Origin of the sequence: Brevibacterium sp. K11IcPPYGO002 (assembly GCF_050920635.1) — a bacterium.
GTDB lineage: Bacteria > Actinomycetota > Actinomycetes > Actinomycetales > Brevibacteriaceae > Brevibacterium.
In genome coordinates this window covers 2,183,264-2,209,204 of the sequence record NZ_CP131929.1, presented here as the reverse complement: position 1 = coordinate 2,209,204, position 25,941 = coordinate 2,183,264, and the positions used below count along the sequence as shown (strand labels likewise).

Genomic DNA, 25,941 nt, shown 5'->3' with positions numbered 1-25,941 from the left:
CGCCCCGCACCCGCTAAGATTGACAGCTGTTGTGCCTGCACTCTAAAGGCGGTCGGTGCGAGCGGATCTCGACGCTCAATCCCTCTTTCCCATCCGGGGAAACAACAGTCGCGTTCGGGGCGAGAACCCTGCCGGGGCCCTTCGTGACAGAACACATTGATGAAAGGTAATACAGTGCCAGCACCAGCACGTAATCGCCGCATGACGCGCCTCTCGCGCGCCCTCGGCATTGCTCTGACACCCAAGGCCGAGAAGTACTTCGAGCGTCGTCCGTACCCTCCAGGTGAGCACGGCCGCGCCCGCCGTCGCAACGACAGCGACTACTCGGTCCGCCTCAAGGAGAAGCAGCGTCTGCGCGCGCAGTACGGCATCCGCGAGGCCCAGATGCTCAAGACCTACAAGGAAGCCAACCGTCTGCCCGGTCTGACCGGTGAGACGATGGTCGAGCTCCTCGAATCGCGTCTCGACGCCCTCGTCCTGCGCTCGGGCTTCGCCCGCACCATGGCCCAGGCCCGTCAGTTCGTCGTCCACCGTCACATCACTGTCGACGGACAGCGCGTGGACCGTCCCTCCTTCCGCGTGAAGGAAGGCCAGACCATCCAGGTGCACGAGCGTTCGGCTTCGATGGATCCGTTCCAGGTCGCCGCCGCCGGTGGTCACAAGGACGTCCTGCCCGCAACGCCGGGCTACCTCAACGTGAACCTCGAGGGCCTGCAGGCAACCCTGCTGCGCACCCCGAAGCGCGAAGAGGTGCCGATCACCTGTGACGTGCAGCTCGTCGTCGAGTTCTACTCGCGCTGATCTGCTGACCACAGCGCATCGCGCCGCCGCGACTGCCCGGGACCGCACGGTTCCGGGCAGTCGTGCATTCACGGCGCGCCGCGTCACCTCGCATATTGCGACGGAGCCATTAAACTAGTCCCTGTTAAGTGCGGGTACGCACGAGTAAGTGTCGCGTCAGGCGCAACAGCCGGGCGGAGCACAGGCAATATCTGAAAGGCCTTGGATTGAAGACGGCAGAGATCAAACAACGCTGGTTGGACTACTTCGAAGCGAACGGGCACACCGTGGTCCCCTCGGCGTCGGTGATCAGCTCCGATCCGTCCATCCTGTTCAACATCGCGGGAATGGTCCAGTTCATTCCCTATCTCACCGGTCGTGAGCCGGCGCCGTTCAACCGGGCAACCAGCGTGCAGAAGTGCGTGCGCACCGGAGACATCGAAGAGGTCGGCAAGACGACCCGCCACGGCACTTTCTTCCAGATGAACGGCAACTTCTCCTTCGGCGACTACTTCAAGCGCGATGCCATCAAGTTCGCCTGGGGACTGCTGACGACCCCCGTCGCTGAGGGCGGGCTCGGCTTCGACCCGGAGCTGCTGTGGGCGACCGTGCACGAGGACGATGCAGAGACCATCGACATGTGGCTCGAGGAGACCTCCGTTCCCCGTGAGCGCATCCAGCTGCGCGACAACGAGGACAACTACTGGCACACCGGCCAGCCCGGCCCGGGAGGCTACTGCTCGGAGATCTACTTCGACCGCGGCCCCGCCTACGGCGTCGACGGCGGACCCGTGGCCGACGAAGACCGCTACATCGAGATCTGGAACCTCGTGTTCATGGAGTTCGAACTCTCCGAGGTTCGCTCGAAGGTCGACTTCGACGTGGCCGGCGAGCTGCCCGCGAAGAACATCGATACCGGCATGGGACTCGAACGCGTCGCCTTCCTGCTCCAGGGTGTGGAGAACATGTACGAGATCGACGAGGTCTTCCCCGTCATCGAGGCCGCCAGTCGTCTGGCCGGTCGGACCTACGGCGAGGACGAGCACGCCGATGTGCAGCTGCGCGTCGTCGCCGACCATGTCCGTTCGGCACTGATCATCATCGGCGACGGGGTCCGTCCCGGCAACGAAGGCCGCGGCTACATCCTCCGCCGGCTGCTGCGCCGTGCCGTGCGCGCCATGCGCCTGCTCGGAGTCAAGGAAGAAGTCCTGCCCGAGCTGCTGCCCGTGTCCATGCAGGCCATGAAGCTGTCCTACCCGGAACTCGAAACCGACTTCGACCGCATCTCCCGGGTCGCCTACGCCGAGGAGAAGGCGTTCCTGCGCACCCTCGAATCCGGCACCCAGCTGTTCGCCAATGCCGCACAGTCGCTGGGCGGCGGAGACAAGACCATCAGCGGAGACATCGCCTTCGCCCTCCACGACACACACGGGTTCCCCATCGACCTCACTCTCGAGATGGCCTCCGAAGCCGGACTGAGCGTCGACGAGGCCGGGTTCCGCGAGCTGATGAGTGAGCAGCGCACCCGCGCCAAGGCCGATGCCAAGGCGAAGAAGGGCGGCGGCCACACCGATCTGTCCGCCTATTCGGCACTGCTCGACGAAGGCACGAGCGAATTCGTCGGCTACGACCGACTCGAATCCGATTCGCGCGTGCGAGGAATCGTCGTCGACGGGGTCGCCGCCGAGGTGCTCACCGCCGGCCAGAGCGGTGACGTCGTCCTCGACCTGACCCCGTTCTACGCCGAATCCGGCGGTCAGCGCGCCGATGTCGGCCTCATCTCCGGCCACGGCTTCACCGCCCGGGTCAGCGATGTGCAGAATCCGGTCAAGGGACTGCCGGCTCACCGGGTCGAGGTCATCGACGGAGAGCTGCGCGTCGGTGACGAAGTGCTCGCCGCCGTCGACCACGATCACCGCTTCCAAGGTGCCCAGGCCCACACCGCCACTCACCTCGTCCACGCCGCGCTGCGTGAGATCCTCGGCAGCCATGCCGTGCAGGCCGGTTCGCTCAATCAGCCCGGATACATGCGCTTCGACTACTCGTTCCCCGAAGCCCCGAGCACGCAGATGCGGTCCGAGATCGAAGAGGTCGCGAACCTGGCGGTGCGCTCGAACTACGAAGTCGGCACCGAGTACATGTCCTTCGACGACGCGAAGAAGTCCGGTGCCATGGCGCTCTTCGGCGAGAAGTACCCGAACGTCGTGCGCGTCGTCGACATCGGCGGACCCTTCTCGCGCGAGCTCTGCGGCGGCACCCACGTCGGCGCCTCCGCCGAAGTCGGCCCGATCTCCGTGCTCTCCGAAGCCTCCGTCGGCTCGGGAGTCCGACGCATCGAAGCCGCCGTCGGCATGGACGCCTTCCGGTCCCTGGCCGCCGAGCGGACCATCGTGTCCTCCCTGTCGGAGATGCTCAAGGTCCCCGGCACCGATGTCACCTCGCGGGTGTCCGACCTGATGAGCCGGCTCAAGGACGCTGAGAAGGAGATCGCCCGGCTCAACGCCCAACAGCTGCTCTCCTCTTCGGGCAAGTTCCTCGATGAGGCACAGACCGTGGGCCGGACACTCTTCGTCCAGGCCGAACTCGGCGATATCGCCAATGCCGGAGACATCCGCACACTGGTGACCGACCTGCGCAACCGGGTCGCCGACCGTCAGGCCGTGATCGTCGGCATCGGCGTCAGCAGCGGAAAGCCCGTCGTCGTCATCGCCACCACCGAAGAGGCCCGCACCGCCGGACTGCAGGCCGGCAAGCTCGTGTCTCTGGCCTGCGGTGAACTCGGCGGCGGAGGCGGCGGCAAGCCCGACCTCGCCCAGGGCGGCGGCAGCAACCCCGCGGCGATCCCATCGGCCATCGCGGCGGTCAAGGCAGCCATCCAGTGAGTTTCCGCCGAGGTCGCCGACTGGGTCTCGACATCGGTTCCGTGCGGATCGGCGTCGCCTCCAGCGACCCCGACGGGATCCTGGCCACCCCGCTCACCGTCGTCCGACGCAGCGACGAACCGGCGGCCCTGAAGCAGCTGCGCGCCATCGTCGACGAATACGAACCCATCGAACTTCTGGTGGGGGACCCGAAATCCCTCGACGGAGCCGCCCGGGCCGCGGCCACCTCGGCGTTGGAGTTCGCCCGTCGGGTCGCCGCGGCCACCGGCACCCCGGTCAGGCTCGTCGATGAGCGCTTCACCACGGTCGAGGCCCACCACGCCCTCGCCGCGGCCGGGAAGTCATCGCGTCAGCGACGCGAGATCGTCGACGCCCAAGCCGCCGTGATCATCCTCCAGAACGCCCTCGAATACGAACACAACACCGGTGTTCCCGCCGGTCGTGAGATGCCCGACGAGGAGTACGACGTATGAGCCCCATCACCGATGAGTTCTCGTCAGACGACGGACTCACCCGCGCAGAGGTCCGCGCGAAGAAACGGCGCAGAATGCTGCGTCGGCGGCGGACGACTACGATCGTGATCATCTGCATCCTCGTCTTCGGCATCGGAGGATTCTTCGGTGTGCGCGCGGCCGGTGGAGTCTTCGACGACCTGTTCGGCCCCAAAGGCGACTATGAAGGTCAGGGAACGAACGAGGTCTCGATCGAGATCGCTCCCGGCTCCTCCGCCCGCACCGTGGCCAACCAGCTCGTCGAAGCCGGGGTCATCATGAATTCCGAACCCTTCCTCGACGAGATCGAACGCCGTGAGGCGACCATCCAGGCAGGAACCTGGACGATGCGGGAGAAGATGAGCTCGGAGGCCGCGGTCGAAGCGCTCATCAACCCCATCGCCCCGCCGAAGATCACGGTCGCCGAAGGCAAACAGGTCGAAGAGATCAAGGCGATCATGATCGAGTCGGGGATGAACGCCGATGAGGTCGACAAAGCCATCGACGACAAGACCCCGAAGGACTACGGACTCGATATCGAGGCCCCGAGCCTCGAAGGCTACCTGTATCCGGCGACGTATGACCTCAACAAGCAGAAGACCGCAGAGGACATCGTCCAGGAGATGGTCGACAAGACCGAGACCGAACTCGACGAACTGGGAATCGAGAGCAAGGACGCCAACCGCATCCTCACGCTGGCCAGCCTCGTGGAGAAGGAATCCCCGGGGGACCCCGAGGTGCGATCGAAGGTGGCCAGGACCTTCCTCAACCGCATCTCCGAGAAATCGAAGACCGGGGGACTGCTCCAATCGGATGCGACAGTGGCCTATATCCACGGTGCCCGCTCCGACCTGACGACGACGAAGAAGGAGCGCCAGTCGGACTCGCCGTACAACACGTACAAGAAGAAGGGCCTGCCTCCCGGACCCATCAACTCGCCGAGCCGGGGAGCCGTCGAAGCAGCGCTCGAACCCGCCGACGGCGATTGGCAGTTCTTCGTCGCGACGAATCCGGACACGGGGGAGACGAAATTCGCCGACAACTACGAGGATCATAAGAAGAACGTCGAGATCTACCGCAAATGGCTGCGCGAGCACAGGAAGGACAACGGATAGCCGGTGAGGATCCTCGCCGCAGTGCTCGGTTCGCCGATCGCACATTCGAAGTCCCCGCTGCTCCACCGTGCCGCCTTCGCAGCGCTGCACATGGAATCCAGCGAATACTCCCGATTCGAACTCGCCGCCGACGAGCTCGAGGCGTTCCTCGACTCCCACCCCGAGCACATCGGGTTCTCGCTGACGATGCCGTTGAAGGACCGTCTCGTCACACTCGCAGCCGAACGCGGATGGGACGTCGATGAGACGGCCGCGCTGACAGCGGCCGGCAACACCCTCATCCGGCGCAGCGGTCGGGTGCAGGTGGCCAACACCGACGTGCGCGGCATCGTGCAGGCGATCGCCCCACACAGAGAATCGGGACCGGCCGGGGCCGGTGGTGCGGGAGCGGGTCGGGCGACGATCCTCGGCGCCGGAGCCACGGCCGCCTCGGCGCTCGTGGCCTGCCGCGATCTCGGGATCGCACGCGTGGACTTCCGCGTCCGCAACCCTGACCGTGCCCGGCGGGTTCTCGATCTGGCCGAACGGATCGGATTGAGCGCCTCGGTGGGGGATCTGAGACGGATCGGTCCGTCGGCGATCGTCATCTCCACCCTGCCCGCCGAGGCGGCCCCCGACCCGATCTGGGACGAATCCTTCGCCCCCGGTGCCATCGCCCTCGACGTCGCCTACGCCGCCGATTCGACCTTCCTCGCCGCGGCCGCCGCGCACGGTCTGCGCCCCGTCGCCGGAACCGCCATGCTCGTCGAACAGGCCGTCGCCCAGTTCGAGATGTTCCTCGCCGCGGCCAGGGCCGACGACCCAACCACGACGGAGACCCTGCCGACGTCGACGACCCTGCCGGCAGCAGACGACCTGACCGCGCGGGTCGCGTCGGCCATGTACGCAGCACTCGAGGGCCCACCCGCCCGGGTCCACGACTGAACCGGGTATCGAGATGGGCGCCGGAGTGCTGCACGGGATGACCATCGGTGTCACGGTGCTGACCGCTCTGGCCTGCGGCCTCATCCTCGCCGTGACCCCTCGGGTCTGGCTCAACGACTCCGCGCACCTGCAGCGGTGGCAGTCATCCAGATGGGCTCGCGGAATGGGACCGATGCTGCTCGGCCCCATCATCGCCGCGGCAGTCGCCGTCGTCTTCACCCTCACTGTGCTCGCACCACCGGAGACCGGGTGGAGCGCATATGCGCCGCTGAGCGGGACGACGTTCACCCTGGCCGAGCCGAACTCGGCCGATCGCATCGTCTCCGCACTGCTGCTGGGCATCGTCTCCGGCGCCACACCGTTCCTCGCCACCGCGGACGTCAGCGTCCGCAGACTGCCCGATCGGATCGTCATCCCCCTATCGCTGCTGGCCCTGGGACTCATCATCACGGGCTCCGTGCTCGGAGACCTGCCGCTGTGGTTCTCTTCATTCTTCGCGGGACTCCTCGCCCTCGTCTTCTTCACAGCACTGCACCTGGTGGGGCGTGTGCTGCGGGTTCGGTCGATGGGCCTTGGGGACGTCAAGCTCGCGTTCATCGTCTTCGCCGTCGCCGGTCTCTTCGACCCGTGGGCACCTGCGCTCGTGCTGGTCGCCATGATGCTCATCAGCGGGATCTGGGCGCTCATCGCTGCGGTCCGAGCCGGTCGGGTCCGCGGGGTGACCATCGCCTTCGGACCGGCGATGCTTTCCGGCATGTGGCTCGGGTGCCTGTTCGCCCCAATACTTTTGTAGAATCGGTGGAATGTTGAGATGGCTGACTGCAGGCGAATCCCACGGCGAAGCGCTGACCGGGATCATTGAAGGGCTTCCCGCCCATGTACCGATCACCAGGGACGATATTCGTGCGAGCTTGGCTCGCCGCCGACTCGGCTATGGCCGCGGTGCGCGGATGAAGTTCGAAGCCGACGAGGTGCGTCTCCTCGGCGGTGTCCGTCACGGGCAGACCTTGGGCTCACCCGTGGCGATCGAGGTCGGCAACACCGAATGGCCGAAATGGGAGTCCGTGATGAGCCCGGACCCCGTCGACGCCTCCGAGCTCGAGGGACTGGCCCGCAACGCCCCGCTGACCCGACCGCGTCCGGGGCATGCCGATATCGTCGGGATGCAGAAGTACGGCTTCGATGAGGCTCGTCCCGTGTTGGAGCGCGCTTCGGCACGTGAGACCGCGATGCGTGTGGCGCTGGGCACTGTGGCCGCGAAGTTCCTCGGCGAACTGGGCATCACCCTCGTCTCCCATACCGTGGCCATCGGCGGTGCCGAACACTCCGCCGATGCACAGCCCGCACTGCCGACCGCGGCCGATGTCGACGCCCTGGATGCCGATCCTGTCCGCTGCTTCGACGCCGATCTCTCGGCGGCGATGGTCACCGAGATCGACGCGGCGAAGAAGGCCGGGGACACCCTCGGCGGAGTCGTCGAGGTCCTCGCCTACGACCTGCCTCCGGGGCTGGGTTCCCATGTGCATTGGGACCGTCGTCTCGACTCCCGCCTGGCCGGTGCCCTCATGGGCATCCAGGCGATCAAGGGAGTCGAGGTCGGAGACGGGTTCCTCACCACGAAGCGTCCCGGCTCGCGGGCCCACGACGAGCTGGAAGTCGGGCCCGACGGATTCCGCCGCACGAGCAACCGCGCCGGCGGCACCGAGGGAGGCATGTCCACGGGCGGTCCGCTGCGCGTGCGGGCGGGAATGAAGCCGATCGCGACAGTCCCGCGCGCCCTGGCGACGGTCGACGTCGAGTCCGGTGAGGCCGCGAAGGCGAACCATCAGCGCTCCGACGTCTGCGCGGTGCCTGCCTCCGGCGTCGTCGCCGAAGCCATGGTGGCACTCGTGCTCGCCGAGGCGGTCGTCGAGAAGTTCGGCGGAGACTCCGTTGCCGAGACGAAGCGGAACCTGGACGCCTATGTCGCGGCCATTCCGGAGAACCTCCGCATCGGACGATGAACCACCCCCCGCTGCCCAAGCCGGTCCCGCCCCTGGAACCGGTCCCCGCCGCGCTCTCGCGCATCGTGCTCTCCGGTCCGCCGGCGGCAGGGAAGTCGACGATCGGTCGGCTTCTCGCCGACCGGCTCGGCCTGCCGCTGACGGACACGGACGCGAACATCGTCGACAAGTACGGTGTCATCTCGGAGATCTTCGTCGAACGCGGCGAAGATCACTTCCGACGCATCGAACGCGAGGTCGTGCGCAGAGCACTGCGTCGTCTGCTCGACCGTCCGGGCATCGTGTCCCTGGGCGGAGGAGCGATCCTCAACCCCGGCACCCGTGCTCAGCTGCGACACCCGGCGATCAAAGTCGTGCACATCGATATCGATGTCGACACCGTGGCACAGCGACTGACCGCCCCGCACCGACCGCTGCTGCGCGGTGCCGGCAGCCCGGTGGAGAACTGGCTGGCCCTGGTCAGCGAACGTGAACCGCTCTACGAACAGGTCGCGACCTTCCGGGTCCAAGCGTCGAACTCACCGCCGTCGACGGTGGTCAACCGAGTCGTCGACGTCCTCACCGGTCTGCAGCGAGCCGAAGAGTACGCGAAGTACGCCGATCCCGACGACGACGGATCCGGTCAACAGCGGTGAGCACAGCCTCGGCGGTGAGATGTCTGCGACCACATCGGTCACCCGTTTCGCCGCCGGGCACCGGTGAGAGCTAGGCTGGATCCGGCCCACGGAAGCCGTGCCTCGACTCCGAGCACTCACCGGGCGGCCGAGCCTTGAGAGAAGACGATGAACGATCAGGAAGACGGACGAATGAGCCTCACACGCATCAATGTGGACGCCGGCGGGAACTACCCCGTCCTCGTCGGCCAGGGACTGCTCGGCGAACTGCCCGAGCTGCTCGGAAACCGCGTCGAGAAGGTCCTCGTCATCCATCCCCGCGCCCTGCGGACGACTGGTGAGACCGTTCGCGACGACCTCGCCGCGGCCGGCCTCGAAGCTGTGGCCGCGGAGATTCCCGACGCCGAAGAGGCCAAGCACGTCCAGGTCGCCGCCTTCTGCTGGCAGGTCCTCGGCCAGTCCGACTTCACCCGCACCGACGCGATCGTCACCGTCGGCGGGGGAGCGGTGAGCGACCTCGGCGGATTCGTCGCCGCCACCTGGCTGCGCGGAATCACGGTCATCCACATCCCCACCACCGTCCTCGGGATGGTCGATGCCTCCGTCGGCGGCAAGACCGGGATCAACACCGCCGAAGGCAAGAACCTCGTCGGCTCCTTCCACGCACCCGCCGGAGTCCTCGTCGACCTCGACACGCTCGGGACGCTGCCGGAGAACGAACTGTTCACCGGACTCGCCGAAGTGGTCAAGACCGGATTCATCGCCGACCCCGCGATCCTCGACCTCGTGTCGAACCATTCGAAGGACGAGATCGCCGATGTGCACGGACCCGTGCTGCGCGAGCTCATCGAACGCTCCATCCGGGTCAAGGCCGAGGTCGTCTCCGGAGACTTCAAGGAATCCGGACGCCGGGAGATACTCAACTACGGTCACACCCTCGGCCATGCGATCGAACACAAGGAGCGCTACCAGTGGCGCCACGGTGCCGCCGTGTCGGTGGGCATGGTCTTCGCCGCCGAGGTGGCGTCGATGATCAAGAGCCTGCCCTACGAAGTCGTCGACCTCCACCGCGAACTGCTCGGCAAGCTCGGACTGCCCGTGGGGTACCGCTCCGACGTCTGGCCGCAGCTGCTGGACACGATGAAGCGGGACAAGAAAGCCCGCGGAGCGATGCTGCGGATGGTTCTGCTCAGCGACATCGGCGAACCGAGCACCGTCGAGATCCCCGATGCCTCCATCCTCTTCACCGCCTACCAGGAGATCGGTGAGGATTCGCCGACGGTTCCCCTCGGCATCGGACTCGGCCTCGACTGACCCCGCCCAAATGGAAGCGTCCCGCTGAAGCTTGCTAGACTTGCCCAGTGGCGCATTCGTCGACCCCGAACCGCGGGGCTGGGCGGCGCGCCGTGCCGACTGCGATCACCATTCGGTGATCAGGACTGAACCGAAGAAGGACGAATTAGTGGCGACAACGAACGACCTGAAGAACGGCCTTGTGCTCAACCTCGACAACCAGCTGTGGCAGGTGCTCGAATTCCAGCACGTCAAGCCCGGAAAAGGACCGGCCTTCGTCCGCACCAAGCTGAAGAACGTCATCTCCGGCAAGATCATCGACAAGACCTTCAACGCCGGCACCAAGGTCGAGACCGCGAATGTCGACCGCCGCGATATGCAGTACCTCTACCATGACGGCACCGACTACGTGTTCATGGACGCCAAGGACTACGACCAGGTCAACATCTCCGCAGAGCTCGTCGGCGACGCCGCGAACTACATGCTCGAGAACCAGGATCTGCAGATCTCCTTCCACGAAGGCACCCCGCTGTCGGTGGAGCTGCCGCCCTCGGTCGAGCTGACCATCACCCACACCGAACCCGGACTCCAGGGCGACCGTTCGACCGGCGGATCGAAGCCGGCGACTCTCGAGACCGGCTACGAGATCCAGGTGCCCCTGTTCCTCGAAGAGGGCGTGAAGGTCAAGGTCGACACCCGCAGCGGCGACTACCTCGGTCGCGTCAAGTAAGTGGCATCCGCACGTACCCGAGCCCGTCGTCGGGCTCTCGAGCTGCTCTTCGAAGCCGGGCAGCGTCGACTGGCCATGGACGAACTCGTCACCATGCGGTCGAACGATCCCGACTACCCGATGAAGGAATACGCGGTCGAGATCGTCACGGGCATCACCGAGAAGCAGGCGGAGATCGATGAAATCATCTCCACCTACTCAGAAGGCTGGACCCTGGACCGGATGCCGGCCGTCGACCGGTCTCTGCTCGAGATCGGAACCTGGGAGATGCTGTTCAACGACGAGGTCCCCGACAAGGTGGCCATCGACGAAGCCGTGTCACTGGCCAGACAGTTCTCCACAGATGACTCACCCGGTTTCGTCTCGGGACTGCTCTCCCGCATCCTCGACGTCAAACCGACACTCATCTGACGGCGGGTCCGCACTTCGGACCCGCCCGCCGGTGGGCACCTCACCGGGTCTACAATCGAATCGAACCACTCCTTTAACCACCGTCCAGAGAGGCGGAGAAGGGGAAATATGACACAGCGAACAGTGCTGGACGCCCCCGATATCTCGCGGGCGATCACCCGGATCGCCCATGAGATCATCGAATCCAACAAGGGCAGCGACGACCTCGTGCTCCTCGGCATTCCGCGCCGCGGAGTCCCGCTCGCGCACCGACTCGCCGAGGCGATCGCCTCGATCTCCGGGAATCCCGAGACCGCTGCTGAACTCTCCGGCAGCCTCGACATCACGATGTACCGCGACGATCTGCGCGGCGGCTCCTACCGGACACCCGAACCCACCTCCATCCCGAGTGCGGGAATCGATGCGAAGACCGTCGTCCTCGTCGACGATGTGCTCTTCTCCGGGCGCACCATCCGTGCCGCCCTCGATGCCCTCGCCGATGTCGGCCGGCCCGCCAAGGTCCGGCTCGCCGTTCTCGTCGACCGCGGCCACCGGGACCTGCCGATCCGTGCCGACCATGTCGGCAAGAACCTGCCGACATCGAGCAGCGAACGCGTCAACGTCTCCCTGACCGAAATCGACGGAGACGATTCCGTGAGCATCTCGGGGGGCCGCGAATGAAGCATCTGCTCGACACCGCGACGCTCAGCCGAGACGACGCCATCGGCATCCTCGACATCGCTGAGGAGATGACGCTGGTCTCCGAACGCGAAGTCAAGAAGCTGCCCGTGCTGCGCGGACGCACGGTGGTCAACCTCTTCTTCGAGGACTCCACACGCACACGCCTGTCCTTCGAAGCCGCAGCCAAACGGCTCTCGGCCGATGTGCTCAACTTCTCCGCCAAGGGCTCCTCCGTTTCGAAGGGCGAAAGCCTCCAGGACACCATCCAGACGATCTCGGCGATGGGAGCCGATGCCATCGTCGTCCGCCATTCCGGAGCTGGCACCGCCCACCGCCTCGCCCATACCGGGTGGATCGACGTCCCCGTCGTCAACGCAGGCGACGGCACCCACGAACACCCCACCCAGGCGCTCCTCGACGCGTTCACCCTGCGTCGGGCACTGGCCGGAGTCCCCGCCTCGGGGCCGGTGGCCGGGGGACCGCGCGGTCAGGGACTCGACGGAGCGAAGGTCGCCATCGTCGGGGATATCCTGCATTCCCGTGTGGCCCGGTCGAACGTGCACCTGCTCGCCCGCCTCGGCGCGGATGTCCACCTCATCGCCCCGCCCACCCTGCTGCCGTGGGGAGTGGAGGACTGGCCGGTGACCGTCCACTTCGACTTCGATTCGGCCCTGAGCGCGGTGGACTTCGCCGCCGTGATGATGCTGCGGGTCCAGCACGAGCGGATGCACGAATCCTTCTTCCCCAACGAACGCGAATACGCCCGCTTGTGGGGACTGAGCGCGGCCCGGCTGGCCACACTGCCAGCCTCGACCTTCATCATGCACCCGGGTCCCATGAACCGCGGTTTCGAGATCTCCGCTGCCGCAGCGGATTCACCCCGCGCCCTCGTCCTCGACCAGGTCGAGAACGGAGTGAGCGTGCGCATGGCGGTCCTCTACCGTCTGCTGACCGGTCAGGAGGAGACCAATGACTGATTACCTCATCCGCGGAGCCGACGTCCTCGGACGCGGAGTCGCCGATATCGCGATCCGTCACGGACGCATCGTCGATCCCGAGCTTCTGGGCACAGACGATCACGAGACCGTCGAGGCCGCAGGCCTCGTGGCTCTGCCCGGCCTCGTCGACATGCACACCCACCTGCGCGAACCCGGCAAAGAGGACGCCGAGACCGTGCTCACAGGGTCCCGATCGGCGGCGTCGGGCGGCTACACCTGCGTCCACGCCATGGCCAACACCGCGCCCGTGGCCGACACGGCAGGAGTCGTCGAACAGGTCCACCGACTCGGCCGCGCCGCCGGATTCACCGAAGTCGTGCCCGTCGGCGCCGTGACCACCGGCCTCGAGGGCCGTCAGCTCGCCGAATTGGGCGCCATGGCACGTTCGGGTGCCCGCGTGCGCATGTTCTCCGACGACGGCATCTGCGTCTCCGATCCGCTGCTCATGCGCCGCGCCCTCGAATACGTCAAGACCTTCGACGGGATCATCGCCCAGCACGCACAGGAACCGCGCCTGACCGAGGGCGCACAGATGAACGAGGGAACGGTCTCGGCCGAACTCGGACTGCCCGGCTGGCCCGCCGTCGCCGAGGAATCGATCATCGCCCGTGATGTGCTCCTGGCCGAACACGTCGGATCCCGGCTGCACATCTGCCACGTCTCCACCGCCGGCAGCGTCGACCTCATCCGGTGGGCCAAGGCCCGGGGGATCGCCGTGACCGCCGAGGTGACACCGCACCATCTCATGCTCACCGACGAACTCGTACGCACCTTCGACCCCGTGTACAAGGTCAACCCGCCGCTGCGCACCGACCGTGACGTCCAGGCGCTCCGGACTGCTCTGGCAGACGGCACGATCGACGTCGTCGGCACCGACCACGCCCCGCACACCGCCGAACACAAGTGCAGCGAATGGACCGCCGCGGCCATGGGCATGGTCGGCATGGAATCCGCGCTGTCCATCGTCGTCGCCGCCATGGCCGACCACGACTTCGACTTCGGCGATGTGGCCCGTGTGATGTCGTCGGCCCCGGCTCGGATCACCGGAGCCTCCGGGCACGGCAGTCTCGAAATCGGGGCGAGCGCGAACATCGTCCTCGTCGACCCGGCCGCACCGCACCGCATCGAACCCGCCGACCACGCCACGAAGGGACGGAACAACCCCTTCGCCGGCGTCGAAGTGACCACGCAGGTCACCGACACCTTCTTCTACGGCCACCGGGTCTTGGCCGCAGGGGCACTGACCACACCCCACCCGGCAGGAGCAACATGGACACAACAGTAGGCACACTCATCGTCGCCGCAGTCATCGTCATCGTGATCGTCGCGATCGCCTGGGGATGGAGCCGACGCAAACAGGCCCAGGCGGAAGTCGTCACCCCGCCGAAGCCCCATATGGGCATCAAAGCCGTCGCCGAACCCGTCGAAGGCTCCTATGTGTCGACGACGAAAGCCGGCCATCCGCTCGAACGCGTCGCCGTCCACGGCCTGGGCATCCGCACCACCGGGGAACTCGTCGTCACCGACGGGGGAGTGATCATGGACCTGGCCGGACGCGACGACTTCCTCATCCCGCGCCGAGACATCGTCTCCGTGGACACCACGAACGGGATGATCGGCAAATTCGTCGAACGCGGAGGCATCATCCGCATCACGTGGCACCTCGGCGACACCCTCGTCGACACGGGCTTCCGCGCCCGCTACGCCGCATCCACCACCCCCACCGTCGACCGCATCCGCGAAATGATCGAAGAGGCACAATGAGTTTTTCCACCACCCCCGCCGTCCTCGTCCTCGAAGACGGCCGGACCTTCCACGGATCCGCCTACGGACACCTCGGCGAGACCACCGGTGAGGCCGTGTTCGTCACCGCCATGTCCGGATACCAGGAGACGCTGACCGACCCGTCCTACCACCGGCAGATCATCATCCAGGCCGCTCCGCACATCGGCAACACCGGCGTCAACCGCACCGATGACGAATCCGCCAGGATCTGGGCGGCCGGCTACGTCGTCCGCGACGCCTCCCGGATCTCGTCGAACTGGCGATCCGAAGGCGACCTCGTCGACTGGCTGACCGAGTCCGGGATCGTCGGCATCTCCGACGTCGACACCCGAGCCCTGACCCGCCACCTGCGCGACAAGGGAGCCATGCGCGTGGGCATCTTCTCCGGCGCCGCCGCCGAGACGCCCGAGTCCGAACTCCTCGCCCGTGTCCAGGCCTCCCCGCAGATGGCCGGAGCCAACCTCGTCGACGAGGTCTCGATCACCGAACCCACCCTCATCCCCGCCCGCGGGGAGAAGAGGTTCAGCGTCGCCGCCGTCGACCTCGGCATCAAATCGATGACCCCCGAGCGACTGTCCGAACGCGGAATCGACGTCCATGTGCTGCCGTCGACGATCAGCTTCGAAGAGATCCGGGCCCTCGGCGTGGACGGAGTCTTCTTCTCCAACGGCCCCGGCGACCCCGCCACCGCAGACGACCAGGTCGAACTGCTGCGCGCCGTGCTCGATGCCGGCATGCCGTTCTTCGGCATCTGCTTCGGCAACCAGCTGCTCGGGCGGGCACTGGGCTTCGGCACCTATAAGCTGCCCTTCGGCCACCGCGGCATCAACGTGCCCGTGATGGACCGGACCACGGGCAAGGTCGAGATCACCTCGCAGAACCACGGCTTCGCCGTCGACGCTCCGCTGACAGGTGAGACCATCGCCCCGCACAAGGCCGACTACGGCCGGGTGACTGTGTCCCATGTGTGCCTCAACGACGATGTCGTCGAGGGACTCGCCTGCCTCGACATTCCCGCCTTCTCCGTCCAATTCCACCCCGAGGCTGCGGCCGGCCCGCACGATTCGAGCTACCTGTTCGATCGCTTCGTCGACCTCATGTCCGCTTCCCAGGCCGATTCGGCTGCCCAGGCCTAAGGAGAACACCCAATGCCACTGAGACACGACCTCACATCCGTCCTCGTCATCGGCTCCGGCCCCATCGTCATCGGCCAGGCCTGCGAATTCGACTATTCGGGCACCCAAGCCTGCCGCGTGCTGCGCTCCGAGGGCCTGCGCGTCATCCTCATCAACTCGAACCCGGCGACCATCATGACCGACCCGGACATCGCCGACGCCACGTATGTCGAACCGATCGATCCGGACGTCATCGAGACGATCATCGAGAAGGAGCGCCCCGATGCGCTCCTGCCCACCCTGGGCGGACAGACCGCACTCAACGCGGCCATCGCCCTCCACGACGCCGGAGTGCTCGAGAAGTACGGCGTCGAACTCATCGGTGCCGACGTCGACGCCATCCAGCGCGGTGAGGACCGACAGAAGTTCAAGGACATCGCCGAGGCCTGCGGCGCCGAGGTGGCCCGGTCGGCCATCTGCCACACCCTCGACGAAGCCCTGGCCGCGGCCGAAGAACTCAACTACCCGGTCGTCGTGCGCCCCTCATTCACCATGGGCGGCCTCGGCTCGGGCATGGCCTACGACGAAGCCGATCTGCGCCGCATCGCCGGCGCCGGCCTGTCCGACTCCATCACCCACGAGGTGCTGCTCGAGGAATCGATCCTCGGGTGGAAGGAATACGAACTCGAGCTCATGCGCGACAACAAGGACAACGTCGTCGTCGTGTGCTCGATCGAGAACGTCGACCCCGTCGGCGTGCACACCGGCGACTCGATCACCGTGGCCCCGGCGCTGACCCTGACCGACCGGGAATACCAGTCGATGCGCGATATCGGCATCGCCATCATCCGCGCCGTCGGCGTGGACACCGGCGGCTGCAACATCCAGTTCGCAGTCGATCCCAAGACCGGACGCATCATCACCATCGAGATGAACCCGCGCGTGTCCCGGTCCTCGGCGCTGGCGTCGAAGGCCACCGGCTTCCCGATCGCGAAGATGGCCGCGAAGCTCGCCGTCGGCTACTCGCTCGACGAGATCCCCAACGACATCACGAAGGTCACCCCGGCCAGCTTCGAACCGACGCTGGACTATGTGGTCGTGAAGATCCCGCGCTTCACCTTCGAGAAGTTCCCGGCCGCGGATCCGACCCTGACGACGACGATGAAATCCGTCGGCGAAGTCATGGCCCTGGGCCGCAACTTCACCACCGCGCTGCAGAAGGCGATGCGCTCACTCGAGCAGAAGGACTCCTCGTTCAGCTGGACCGACCTGCCCGACGTCTCCGACGACGACGTCCGCGAATCCGTCCTCGAAGCGATCTCGCACGCCACCGCTGACCGCATCCACTCGGTCCAGCGCGGACTCGCCGCCGGGCTGAGCGCGGCAGAGGTCTTCGACGCCTGCGAGATCGACCCCTGGTACCTCGACCAGATCCAACTCATCAACGAGGTGGCCGCCCATATCCGCGACGCCGACGAACTCGACGAGCACGTCCTGCGGGTCGCGAAGAACCACGGCTTCTCCGACGAGCAGATCGCGGGACTGCGCAGCCTCGACACGAGCGTCGTCACCGGCATCCGCCACGCCCTGCGCGTGCGCCCGGTGTTCAAAACAGTCGACACCTGCGCCGGAGAATTCGAAGCGAAGACTCCGTACCACTACTCGAGCTACGACTCCGAGACCGAGGTCATGAGACGCGACCGCCCGGCCGTGATCATCCTCGGCTCGGGACCGAACCGGATCGGCCAGGGCATCGAGTTCGACTATTCCTGCGTCCACGCCACCATGGCGATCGGCTCGGCCGGATACGAGACGATCATGGTCAACTGCAACCCGGAGACCGTGTCGACCGACTACGACACCGCCGATCGCCTGTACTTCGAACCCCTCACGTTCGAAGACGTCATGGAGGTCTACCACGCCGAACTCGCCGCCGGTGAGGTCCTCGGCGTCGTGTGCACCCTCGGCGGGCAGACGCCGTTGGGCCTGGCCGACAAGCTCAAGGCCGCAGGCGTGCCGGTGCTCGGCACCCAACCCGAAGCCATCGACCTGGCCGAGGACCGCGGAGAGTTCGGAACCGTGCTGGAGAGGGCCGGACTCACCGCTCCCAAGCACGGCACCGCGGTGACCTCTGCGGAAGCGGCAGCGATCGCCGAGAACATCGGCTACCCGGTGCTCGTGCGGCCCTCCTACGTCCTCGGCGGACGCGGAATGCAGATCGTCTACGACCGCACTCAGCTGCTCGACTACATGGCCAGCGCCACGGAGATCTCCACCGATCGTCCGGTCCTGGTCGACCGGTTCCTCGAAGACGCCATCGAGATCGACGTCGACGCCCTCTACGACGGCAACGAGGTCTACATCGGCGGAATCATGGAGCACATCGAAGAAGCCGGAATCCACTCCGGCGACTCCGCCTGCGTACTGCCCTCGCTGACGCTGGGTGAGGACGTGCTCGAGCGCGTCCGCCAGGGGACGAAGGCCATCGCCGAAGGGGTGGGCGTGCGCGGACTGCTCAACATCCAGTTCGCCATCGCCGCCGACGTCCTCCACGTCATCGAAGCCAACCCACGGGCCTCGCGGACCGTGCCGTTCGTCTCGAAGGCGACGTCGACCCAGCTGGCCAAGGCCGCGGCGCTCATCGCCGTGGGCCGCACGATCGAGGACCTCCGCGGTGACCTGCTGGCCGCAGAGGGCGATGGCTCGACCCTGCCGCTCGACCATCCGATCGCCGTCAAGGAGGCGGTCCTTCCGTTCCGTCGGTTCACTACCGTCGAAGGAAAGATCGTCGACTCGATCCTCGGCCCCGAGATGCGCTCGACCGGTGAGGTCATGGGCATCGACCACAACTTCCCGACCGCGTTTGCGAAGGGACTGCTCGGGGCATCCGTGAAGTTGCCGACCTCGGGCACCGTGTTCGTGTCGGTGGCCGATCGGGACAAGCGGGCCATGGTGCTGCCGGTCAAAGAACTCGTCGACATGGGCTTCGACGTCGTCGCGACCACCGGCACCGCGGCCGTGCTCTCCCGCTACGGGATCAAGACGACTCAGGTGCACAAGCACTTCGAGGCCGATGCCGAAGACCGCACGGTCATCGACTACCTCACCGCGGGCACCATCGACATGGTCATCAACGTGCCGTCGGGTCGGCAGGAACGCGCCGACGGCTATGAGATCCGAGCCGCGGCGACCGCGAACTCCGTGCCCCTGATCACCACGCTCGCCGAATTCGCCGCCGCAGTGACCTCCCTCGAGGTGATCCGCGACTCGAAGTTCGACGTGCGCAGTCTGCAGGACTGGAGCGCCTGATGTTCGGCACTCGGCTGGCAGCCGCCATGGAACAACACGGGCCGCTCTGCGTGGGCATCGACCCGCACGAGCATCTGCTGGCCTCCTGGGGGCTGCCGGCCAGTGCTGCAGGCGTCCGCGAGTTCGCCCTTCGTACGGTCGGGCAGCTCAAGGGATCGGTGGCAGCCGTGAAACCGCAGTCCGCGTTCTTCGAACAGTACGGTTCCGCCGGAGTCGCCGCTCTCGAAGAGACCCTGGCCGCGGCCAAGGACGCCGGTCTGCTCACCGTCCTCGACATCAAACGCGGTGACATCGGCTCGACCATGGGTGCCTACGCGAGGGCCTACCTCGACCCCGCCTCGGCGCTGGCCGCGGACTCGATCACGGTCTCGCCCTACCTCGGGTTCGGAGCCCTGGAGCCGGCGTTCGAACTCGCGGCCGTTCACGGCAAGGGCGTCTTCGTCCTCGCGCTGACCTCGAACCCGGAAGGGGCGGAGGTCCAGCATGCCGTGCGAGACGGCGAATCGGTGGCCGCAGCGATCGTGTCCCGAGTCCGGCAGCGCAATGCTCAGGCACTGAACTCGGCCGAGGTGCTCGGTTCGTTCGGACTCGTCGTCGGAGCGACAATCGGCACCGCAGCAGCGGACCTGGGATTCGATCCCAGCGATTGCGGGGGACCGATCCTCGCTCCCGGCGTCGGCGCACAGGGCGCAGGTCTGGCTGAACTGCGCGCCGTCTTCGGCGACCGGGCCCTGGAATCGGGACAGGTGCTCGCCACCGCCTCCCGGGCGGTGCTCGGTGCCGGTCCCGACGGATTGGCCGACGCCGCAGCCGCACTCAACCGTGACCTGACGGCAGCGGACTGAGCACCGGTGTTCGGATCGCGAGGGCGGTCCGAACACCGGATTCGGCGTTCCGTCGGTGGGCCGATTCCGGCTCGCCACGCCACAAATTTCTGCTCATATCGCCTCTCGGCAGGGATTGTGTCTTAGACTGAGACAACTTCCCTACCTGCCCGTTCATGGTGACAGAGGAGACAAAGTGGCACTCGAACCGTTGACCCCGCAACAGCGTTCCGCTGCGTTGGACAAAGCGTTCAAGGCACGTCAGGCACGAGCCGAAGTGAAGTCGGCGCTCAAGACCGGCGATACCGATCTCGCGGCCGTGCTCAAGAAGGCAGCAGACGACGAAGCACTGGCGAAGATGCGTGTGCTCGATCTGCTCAGGGCCCTGCCCGGAGTCGGCGACCGGCGAGCCGAAGCCGCCATGGAAGAGGTCGGCATCGCCACCTCCCGGCGGATCAAAGGTCTGGGTGTGCACCAGAAGTCCGCCCTGTTGGAGAAATATTCCTGAGTGTGACAACCTCAGACCTGTGAATAATCGACTCACCGTCCTCGCGGGTCCGACCGCCGTCGGAAAAGGCACCATCAGCACCTATATTCGGCAGAACCACCCCGAGGTCTGGTTCTCCGTGTCGGCCACGACCCGCCCCCGGCGCCCCGGTGAGATCGATGGTGTCCATTATCACTTCCTCACCGACGACGCCTTCGACGCTCTCATCGCCGAGGATCGGCTGCTCGAATATGCCGTCGTCCACGGGCGCCACCGCTACGGCACGCCTTCGGCTCCGGTGGAGGAGAAGCTCGACCAGGGGATTCCCGCACTGCTCGAGATCGACCTGCAGGGCGCCCGTCAGGTCAAAGAGAAGATGCCCGATGCCCGCTTCGTCTTCCTCGCCCCGCCCAGCTGGGAAGAACTCGTCTCCCGACTGACCGGCCGCGGCACCGAAACCGAAGAGGAGCAGGAGCGGCGACTGGCCACCGCGAAACGCGAATTGGCCGCCGAATCGGAGTTCGACGTGACCATCGTCAACGACCACGTTCGCACTGCGGCCGAAGAACTCCTATCATTGATGGGTATAGCCACTTCCGATTAGATGGGAATCTCCTTGCCCGCACAGCCTGAAGGCATCACCAACCCTCCGATCGACGATCTGCTGAGCGTGACCGGTTCGAAGTACGAACTGGTCTCGATCGCGGCAAAGCGCGCCCGTCAGATCAACTCGTACTACGCCCAGCTGCAGGAGGGACTGCTCGAGAACGTCGGTCCGCTCGTCACGCCCGGCACCAACGAGAAGCCCCTGTCGATCGCTCTGCGTGAGGTCAACGAGTCGAAGATCGTCGCTCGCGAGGTCTCCGAAGCCGACTTCATCCAGGCCGCACCCGAGGCCGAAGCCACCGCTCCTGTGAGCAACGACGGCGCGATCGACTTCAGCGACCAGTGAGAATCGTACTCGGCGTCGCCGGTGGGATCGCCGCCTACAAGGCGGCACACATCATCCGGCGACTCCGGGAACTCGACCACAGCGTCAAGGTCGTTCCGACGGCCAACGCACTGAAATTCATCGGTGCCCCCACTCTTGAGGCCCTGTCCGGCCAGACCGTGACCACCGATGTCTTCGACGAGATCGACACCGTCAATCATGTGCGCATCGGACAGGAAGCCGAACTCGTCATCATCGCCCCGGCGACCGCCGATCTGATCGCGAAGATCGCCGCCGGCCGAGCCGATGATCTGCTCACCGCCTCCGTGCTCACCACGACCGCCGAGGTCGTCGTGGCTCCGGCCATGCACACGGAGATGTGGCTCAATCCCGCCACAGTCGCCAATATCGCGACCCTGCGCTCGCGCGGCATCCATGTCCTCGATCCTGCTGTCGGGCGCCTCACCGGACCCGACTCCGGTCCCGGACGACTGCCCGAACCCGAAGAGATCGTCGACTTCGCGCTCTCGGTCAAGGACGGCACCGCCGACGACTCGGCAGACGCGCTCAACCGCCCCAGCGGTGCTCTGTCCGGTCGCCGCATCGTCATCAGCGCCGGCGGCACGCGGGAGCCACTCGACCCCGTGCGCTTCCTCGGCAACCGCTCCTCAGGCAAACAGGGCATCGCCCTGGCGAATGCCGCGCATGGCGCGGGCGCATCCGTCGAACTCGTCGCTGCGAACATCGACACCGGTCTGCTGTCGGGACTGCCCGCTGACATCACGGTCACCCCGGTCGAATCCACTCTGGAGCTGCAGGAGGCGATGCATACCGCCCAGGCGAGCGCCGATGCCATCATCATGGCCGCCGCCGTCGCCGACTACCGGCCCGCCGAGACCGCGGACTCGAAGATGAAGAAGTCCGGAGACGACGGTCTGACCCTGCGCCTGACGCAGAACCCGGACATCCTGCGCGGACTCGTCGCCGAGCGCTCTGGGCAGACCGGCCTCCGCCGTCAGATCATCGTCGGATTCGCCGCCGAGACCGGTGACTCCGACACGACCGCGCTCGACTACGCTCGAGCCAAGTTCGAGCGCAAAGGCGTCGACCTGCTCGTGTTCAACGACGTCTCGGACGACCGCGCCTTCGGCCACGATGACACCATGGTCCAGATCATCTCCTCCGATCGCGGCGACATCGTCGTCGGTGAGGAATTCCACGGGTCGAAGGACCATGTTTCACAAAAGGTCATTGCGGCCGTCTCCGACCAAATCACCCACGTAGAATCGACAACGTGACACACACAAATCTGCGTTTCTTCTCATCCGAGTCCGTCACCGAGGGACATCCCGACAAGATCTGCGACCAGATCAGCGATGCGGTGCTCGACGATCTGCTTCGGCAGGACCCCAACGCCAAAGTGGCCGTGGAGACCATGGTCACCACCGGACTCGTCCACGTCGCCGGTGAGGTGAATACGGCCGCCTACGCCGATGTCGCCGGCATCGTGCGCAGCCTCATCACGGGGATCGGCTACGACTCCTCGGACACCGGCTTCGACGGACACTCCTGCGGAGTCTCCGTGTCGATCGGCAGCCAGTCCACGGACATCCACTCCGGTGTGACGAACCCGCTGGACTTCCGCGAAGCCGTCGAATCCTCCGACCACGGCACGAGCCTCGGAGCCGGAGATCAGGGACTGATGTTCGGCTATGCCGACAACTCCACCGATGTCCTCATGCCGCTGCCCATCCACCTGGCCTCCCGGATGGCTGAGCAGCTCTCTCAGGTGCGCAAGTCCGGTCGGCTCGACTATCTGCGTCCCGATGGGAAGACGCAGCTGACGCTGGGCTATGACGGCGACGAGGCAGTGTCGATCGAGAACGTCGTCGTCTCCACCCAACACTCGGCGGAGACCAGCCAGTCCCAGCTGCACACGGAGATCAAGGAACTCGTCATCGATCCGGTGATCGCCGACTCCGGTCTCGACGTCTCTGGCGCGAACATCCACATCAACCCCGCCGGTCCCTTCGTCACGGGCGGGCCGATGGGCGATGCCGGTCTGACCGGTCGGAAGATCATCGTCGACACCTACGGCGGGTTCTCCCGTCACGGAGGCGGCGCGTTCTCCGGCAAGGATCCTTCGAAGGTCGACCGTTCCGCGGCCTACGCGATGCGCTGGGTGGCGAAGAACGTCGTCGCCGCCGGTCTGGCAGACCGGGCCGAAGTGCAGGTGTCCTATGCGATCGGCCGAGTCGACCCGATGGGCCTGTACGTCGAGACATTCGGAACGGAGAAGGTCGATCCGAACGCGATTTCACGGGCCATCCGCGAGGTCTTCGACCTCCGCCCGGCGATGATCATCGCCGAACTCGATCTGCTGCGCCCGATCTACTCGCAGACCTCGACCTACGGCCACTTCGGCCGCGAACTGCCCGACTTCACCTGGGAGGTCACGGACCGCGCCGAGGATCTGCTGCGCGCCGTGTCCTCCAACTAGTCTGCCGTCGGCGTGGACGAACCCCTCCCGATCGACACCGGAACCTCGGCCGAGGGCCAGGTGCCCCTGGCCCCGACCGATCCGGTCGCCCGCGTACTCATCGACCATCCCGTCCCGCACCTGGCGCGGGCCTTCGACTATGCGGTCCCGGACAAGCTCGCCGAGGCGGCCCTGCCCGGTGTGCGCGTGCGCGTGAAGTTCGCCGGGAAGCTGCGTGACGGCTATCTGCTCGAACGCGTCGAATCCTCGGACCACGTCGGGCCGTTGGCGACGATCCAACGGATCAGCGGACCCGTCCGAGTTCTCAGTGAGAACCTGCTCGCGTTGAGCGAAGCGGTCGCCCGTCGCTACGGCGGGACGCTCGCCGATGTGCTGCGCCTGGCCATTCCTCCGCGCCACGCTCGCGGCGAGAGAGCCGTGCTCAAGGACGAGAAGACCGGGACGGCTGCGAATGAGTCCGATGCGGCGACCGACCATCCTGTACTGAGCCCGAACGACGGTTCGGCGGATGATCCGCAGCTGCTCGGCCGCCTCGGCGGGTGGGTTCTTACGGCGGGGGAGGAGCCGAGGGCCGACGATGTCTCCGGGCCGCCTCGGCGCCGGGCCATGGCGTGCACACCCGGGCCGACGCCGGGACTCAGCTGGATCCGTGCCGGACTCGATGCTGCGCGGACGGTGCTCGGGGCCGGCCGGTCCGTGCTCTGGCTCGTGCCCGACTATCGTGAGCTCGCCGTGCTCCATTCGGCGCTGACCCACGCCGGGATCGCGGAGGTCTCGGTACTCAGCGCCGAGACGTCACCGGAGCTGCGCTGGCAGGCCTGGCTGCGCGGACTGCTCGGACACACGCGGATCACGATCGGCACGCGTGCGGCGGCCTTCGCCCCCGTCGCGGACCTGGGGCTCATCATCTGCACCGACGACGCGAACCTCAACTATCTCGATCAGCACGCCCCGTACCCGCACGCCAGGGAGGTCTGCCTGCTGCGGTCGACGATCGAGGACACCGAACTGCTCTTCGTCTCCACCGACCGCAGCGCCGAAGTCCAGCGCCTCGTCGAGATCGGCTGGCTGGCCGACGTCACTCCGGTCGGTCCCGCCAGGCGGCATGCCGCCCCGGTCGTCTTCGTCCCCGACGAGGATCGGGACCCCTTCGCCTGGCAGCGTATTCCCAGCCGCGCCTGGCAGATCATGCGCACGGCGCTGCGTCCGCGTCCCCGGGACGGGGGAGTGCCCGGTCCGGTGCTCGTGCAGGTGCCGCGATCCGGGTACTATCCGGTCTTCGCCTGTGCCCGCTGCCAGGAAGTCGCCCGCTGCCCGCAATGTCAGGCGACGCTGACCACTCAGTCGGAGGTCGGTCCCTTCGCCTGCCGGACCTGCGGCTATCACTCGGAGACCTTCAGGTGCCTGCGCTGCCGCTCGAACCAGGTGAGATCGATCGTCCGCGGCCGGGCCCGCACCGTAGAAGAGCTCGCCCGTGCACTGCCGGATGTCGAGATCGTCGAATCCGGAGGCGATCACATCACCACGGTCCTCGACGAGACCCCGCGCCTCGTGGTGGCCACGACCGGAGCCGAACCCTATGTGCTCGGCGGCTTTGCCGCGGCGATCCTCTTGGATTCGCTGTGGCCGGGTCCCTGGATGCGCTCGATCGACGAAAGTGTGGCACGCCGACTGCGTGCCGCCTCACTCGTGCGCTCCCGTGATGACGGGGGAGCCGTCTATCTCGGCGACGAGGACGAAATCATCCGGCAGACCCTGACCGCCTTCGACCCCACGACCTTCATGTCACGGCAGCTGAGCGACAGAAAGGTCCTCGGCTTCCCGCCCTACCGACGGATCCTCGAGCTCACGGGAGCCGGCGCCGACATCGACGAGGTGCTCAAGCAGATCGGCGAGGTCGAGGAACTCCTGCGTGAGGACGCCGCGGACGCTCAGCGCAGCGTCAGCGCCTACCCGTTCTCCGCCGGAGACCGCGTCGGGACGAAAGTGACCGAGATCATCGCGTCCCGCTCGGCCAAGAAGCAGCCGCTGGTGCGAGTGCGCATCGATGATCCCCGGTCGCTGTGACCGCGCGGCGAACCAGTAGAAT

General features: G+C 66.4%; 24 protein-coding genes. All 24 read left to right on the top strand.

Translation table 11 applies throughout. From position 1 onward, the window contains the following. The first annotated feature begins 159 nt into the window (after nt 1-159). The 24 genes from rpsD (at nt 160) to QYM46_RS09980 (ending at nt 25,919) form a co-directional block, all read left to right on the top strand. Complete coding sequence (rpsD, locus tag QYM46_RS10095) at nt 160-801, top strand: 30S ribosomal protein S4 (protein WP_373270422.1); 642 nt, start codon at nt 160-162, stop codon at nt 799-801. 206 nt (nt 802-1,007) lie between these two features. Further along, nucleotides 1,008-3,662: an alanine--tRNA ligase gene (gene alaS / locus QYM46_RS10090; RefSeq protein WP_432788835.1), complete on the top strand. Its 2,655-nt coding sequence runs from the start codon at nt 1,008-1,010 to the stop codon at nt 3,660-3,662. Continuing rightward, the gene (gene ruvX / locus QYM46_RS10085) at nt 3,659-4,135 is read left to right on the top strand and encodes a Holliday junction resolvase RuvX (protein ID WP_169252372.1); all 477 of its coding nucleotides are present in this window, start codon (nt 3,659-3,661) and stop codon (nt 4,133-4,135) included. The genes alaS and ruvX overlap by 4 nt, the downstream gene beginning before the upstream one ends. Then, nucleotides 4,132-5,268, top strand: a complete 1,137-nt coding sequence (mltG, locus tag QYM46_RS10080) for an endolytic transglycosylase MltG (RefSeq protein ID WP_169252371.1) — start codon at nt 4,132-4,134, stop codon at nt 5,266-5,268. Before ruvX ends, mltG begins: the two co-directional genes overlap by 4 nt. Nucleotides 5,269-5,271: 3 nt before the next feature. Further along, nucleotides 5,272-6,192 (top strand): shikimate dehydrogenase family protein, encoded by a 921-nt coding sequence (locus QYM46_RS10075; RefSeq protein ID WP_432788834.1) that lies wholly within the window; start codon nt 5,272-5,274, stop codon nt 6,190-6,192. 13 nt (nt 6,193-6,205) lie between these two features. Further along, complete coding sequence (locus QYM46_RS10070) at nt 6,206-6,985, top strand: prepilin peptidase (RefSeq protein WP_432788833.1); 780 nt, start codon at nt 6,206-6,208, stop codon at nt 6,983-6,985. Between the two features lie 10 nt (nt 6,986-6,995). Beyond that, entirely contained in the window at nt 6,996-8,195 is a 1,200-nt protein-coding gene (aroC, locus tag QYM46_RS10065; protein WP_432788832.1) for a chorismate synthase, read from the top strand. Next, entirely contained in the window at nt 8,192-8,830 is a 639-nt protein-coding gene (locus QYM46_RS10060) for a shikimate kinase (protein WP_101553463.1), read from the top strand. The genes aroC and QYM46_RS10060 overlap by 4 nt, the downstream gene beginning before the upstream one ends. 171 nt (nt 8,831-9,001) lie before the next feature. Beyond that, nucleotides 9,002-10,123: a 3-dehydroquinate synthase gene (gene aroB / locus QYM46_RS10055; RefSeq protein WP_169252367.1), complete on the top strand. Its 1,122-nt coding sequence runs from the start codon at nt 9,002-9,004 to the stop codon at nt 10,121-10,123. Between the two features lie 148 nt (nt 10,124-10,271). Continuing rightward, nucleotides 10,272-10,832 (top strand): elongation factor P, encoded by a 561-nt coding sequence (gene efp / locus QYM46_RS10050; RefSeq protein ID WP_025777834.1) that lies wholly within the window; start codon nt 10,272-10,274, stop codon nt 10,830-10,832. Beyond that, entirely contained in the window at nt 10,833-11,243 is a 411-nt protein-coding gene (gene nusB, locus QYM46_RS10045; RefSeq protein WP_169252366.1) for a transcription antitermination factor NusB, read from the top strand. A 108-nt stretch (nt 11,244-11,351) separates the two neighbouring features. After that, nucleotides 11,352-11,903, top strand: a complete 552-nt coding sequence (gene pyrR / locus QYM46_RS10040; protein WP_432788831.1) for a bifunctional pyr operon transcriptional regulator/uracil phosphoribosyltransferase PyrR — start codon at nt 11,352-11,354, stop codon at nt 11,901-11,903. Then, entirely contained in the window at nt 11,900-12,880 is a 981-nt protein-coding gene (locus tag QYM46_RS10035) for an aspartate carbamoyltransferase catalytic subunit (RefSeq protein ID WP_169252365.1), read from the top strand. The genes pyrR and QYM46_RS10035 overlap by 4 nt, the downstream gene beginning before the upstream one ends. Next, the gene (locus tag QYM46_RS10030; protein ID WP_432788830.1) at nt 12,873-14,186 is read left to right on the top strand and encodes a dihydroorotase; all 1,314 of its coding nucleotides are present in this window, start codon (nt 12,873-12,875) and stop codon (nt 14,184-14,186) included. Before QYM46_RS10035 ends, QYM46_RS10030 begins: the two co-directional genes overlap by 8 nt. Further along, complete coding sequence (locus tag QYM46_RS10025; protein WP_101553468.1) at nt 14,171-14,665, top strand: hypothetical protein; 495 nt, start codon at nt 14,171-14,173, stop codon at nt 14,663-14,665. Before QYM46_RS10030 ends, QYM46_RS10025 begins: the two co-directional genes overlap by 16 nt. Continuing rightward, a complete protein-coding gene (gene carA / locus QYM46_RS10020) occupies nt 14,662-15,822 on the top strand; it encodes a glutamine-hydrolyzing carbamoyl-phosphate synthase small subunit (protein WP_432788829.1) in 1,161 nt (386 codons plus the stop codon). The genes QYM46_RS10025 and carA overlap by 4 nt, the downstream gene beginning before the upstream one ends. 12 nt (nt 15,823-15,834) lie before the next feature. Then, on the top strand, nt 15,835-19,110 hold the full coding sequence (gene carB, locus QYM46_RS10015; protein WP_169252362.1) for a carbamoyl-phosphate synthase large subunit: 3,276 nt from the start codon (nt 15,835-15,837) through the stop codon (nt 19,108-19,110). After that, nucleotides 19,110-19,955 (top strand): orotidine-5'-phosphate decarboxylase, encoded by an 846-nt coding sequence (gene pyrF, locus QYM46_RS10010; RefSeq protein WP_432788828.1) that lies wholly within the window; start codon nt 19,110-19,112, stop codon nt 19,953-19,955. Before carB ends, pyrF begins: the two co-directional genes overlap by 1 nt. A gap of 175 nt (nt 19,956-20,130) precedes the next feature. Next, nucleotides 20,131-20,442 carry an integration host factor, actinobacterial type gene (gene mihF / locus QYM46_RS10005; RefSeq protein ID WP_025777825.1) on the top strand — a complete coding sequence of 104 codons (312 nt, stop codon included), beginning with the start codon at nt 20,131-20,133 and terminating at the stop codon, nt 20,440-20,442. Between the two features lie 19 nt (nt 20,443-20,461). Continuing rightward, complete coding sequence (gene gmk, locus QYM46_RS10000) at nt 20,462-21,025, top strand: guanylate kinase (protein WP_025777824.1); 564 nt, start codon at nt 20,462-20,464, stop codon at nt 21,023-21,025. A 12-nt stretch (nt 21,026-21,037) separates the two neighbouring features. Continuing rightward, a complete protein-coding gene (rpoZ, locus tag QYM46_RS09995) occupies nt 21,038-21,373 on the top strand; it encodes a DNA-directed RNA polymerase subunit omega (protein WP_227492527.1) in 336 nt (111 codons plus the stop codon). After that, nucleotides 21,370-22,650 (top strand): bifunctional phosphopantothenoylcysteine decarboxylase/phosphopantothenate--cysteine ligase CoaBC, encoded by a 1,281-nt coding sequence (gene coaBC / locus QYM46_RS09990; protein WP_432788827.1) that lies wholly within the window; start codon nt 21,370-21,372, stop codon nt 22,648-22,650. Before rpoZ ends, coaBC begins: the two co-directional genes overlap by 4 nt. Further along, nucleotides 22,647-23,852, top strand: coding sequence for a methionine adenosyltransferase (gene metK / locus QYM46_RS09985; protein WP_169252359.1), 1,206 nt, complete (start codon nt 22,647-22,649; stop codon nt 23,850-23,852). Before coaBC ends, metK begins: the two co-directional genes overlap by 4 nt. Before the next feature lie 12 nt (nt 23,853-23,864). Further along, the gene (locus tag QYM46_RS09980) at nt 23,865-25,919 is read left to right on the top strand and encodes a primosomal protein N' (RefSeq protein ID WP_432788826.1); all 2,055 of its coding nucleotides are present in this window, start codon (nt 23,865-23,867) and stop codon (nt 25,917-25,919) included. Nucleotides 25,920-25,941: the final 22 nt, after the last annotated feature.

Coding starts and splice junctions, on each gene's coding strand:
- aroC (WP_432788832.1), top strand. CDS start 6,996: ATGTTGAGATGGCTGACTGCAGGCGAATCCCACGGCGAAGCGCTGACC.
- QYM46_RS10025 (WP_101553468.1), top strand. CDS start 14,171: ATGGACACAACAGTAGGCACACTCATCGTCGCCGCAGTCATCGTCATC.
- rpsD (WP_373270422.1), top strand. CDS start 160: ATGAAAGGTAATACAGTGCCAGCACCAGCACGTAATCGCCGCATGACG.
- QYM46_RS10030 (WP_432788830.1), top strand. CDS start 12,873: ATGACTGATTACCTCATCCGCGGAGCCGACGTCCTCGGACGCGGAGTC.
- carA (WP_432788829.1), top strand. CDS start 14,662: ATGAGTTTTTCCACCACCCCCGCCGTCCTCGTCCTCGAAGACGGCCGG.
- QYM46_RS10035 (WP_169252365.1), top strand. CDS start 11,900: ATGAAGCATCTGCTCGACACCGCGACGCTCAGCCGAGACGACGCCATC.
- carB (WP_169252362.1), top strand. CDS start 15,835: ATGCCACTGAGACACGACCTCACATCCGTCCTCGTCATCGGCTCCGGC.
- mltG (WP_169252371.1), top strand. CDS start 4,132: ATGAGCCCCATCACCGATGAGTTCTCGTCAGACGACGGACTCACCCGC.
- QYM46_RS10060 (WP_101553463.1), top strand. CDS start 8,192: ATGAACCACCCCCCGCTGCCCAAGCCGGTCCCGCCCCTGGAACCGGTC.
- aroB (WP_169252367.1), top strand. CDS start 9,002: ATGAGCCTCACACGCATCAATGTGGACGCCGGCGGGAACTACCCCGTC.
- pyrF (WP_432788828.1), top strand. CDS start 19,110: ATGTTCGGCACTCGGCTGGCAGCCGCCATGGAACAACACGGGCCGCTC.
- QYM46_RS10070 (WP_432788833.1), top strand. CDS start 6,206: ATGGGCGCCGGAGTGCTGCACGGGATGACCATCGGTGTCACGGTGCTG.
- pyrR (WP_432788831.1), top strand. CDS start 11,352: ATGACACAGCGAACAGTGCTGGACGCCCCCGATATCTCGCGGGCGATC.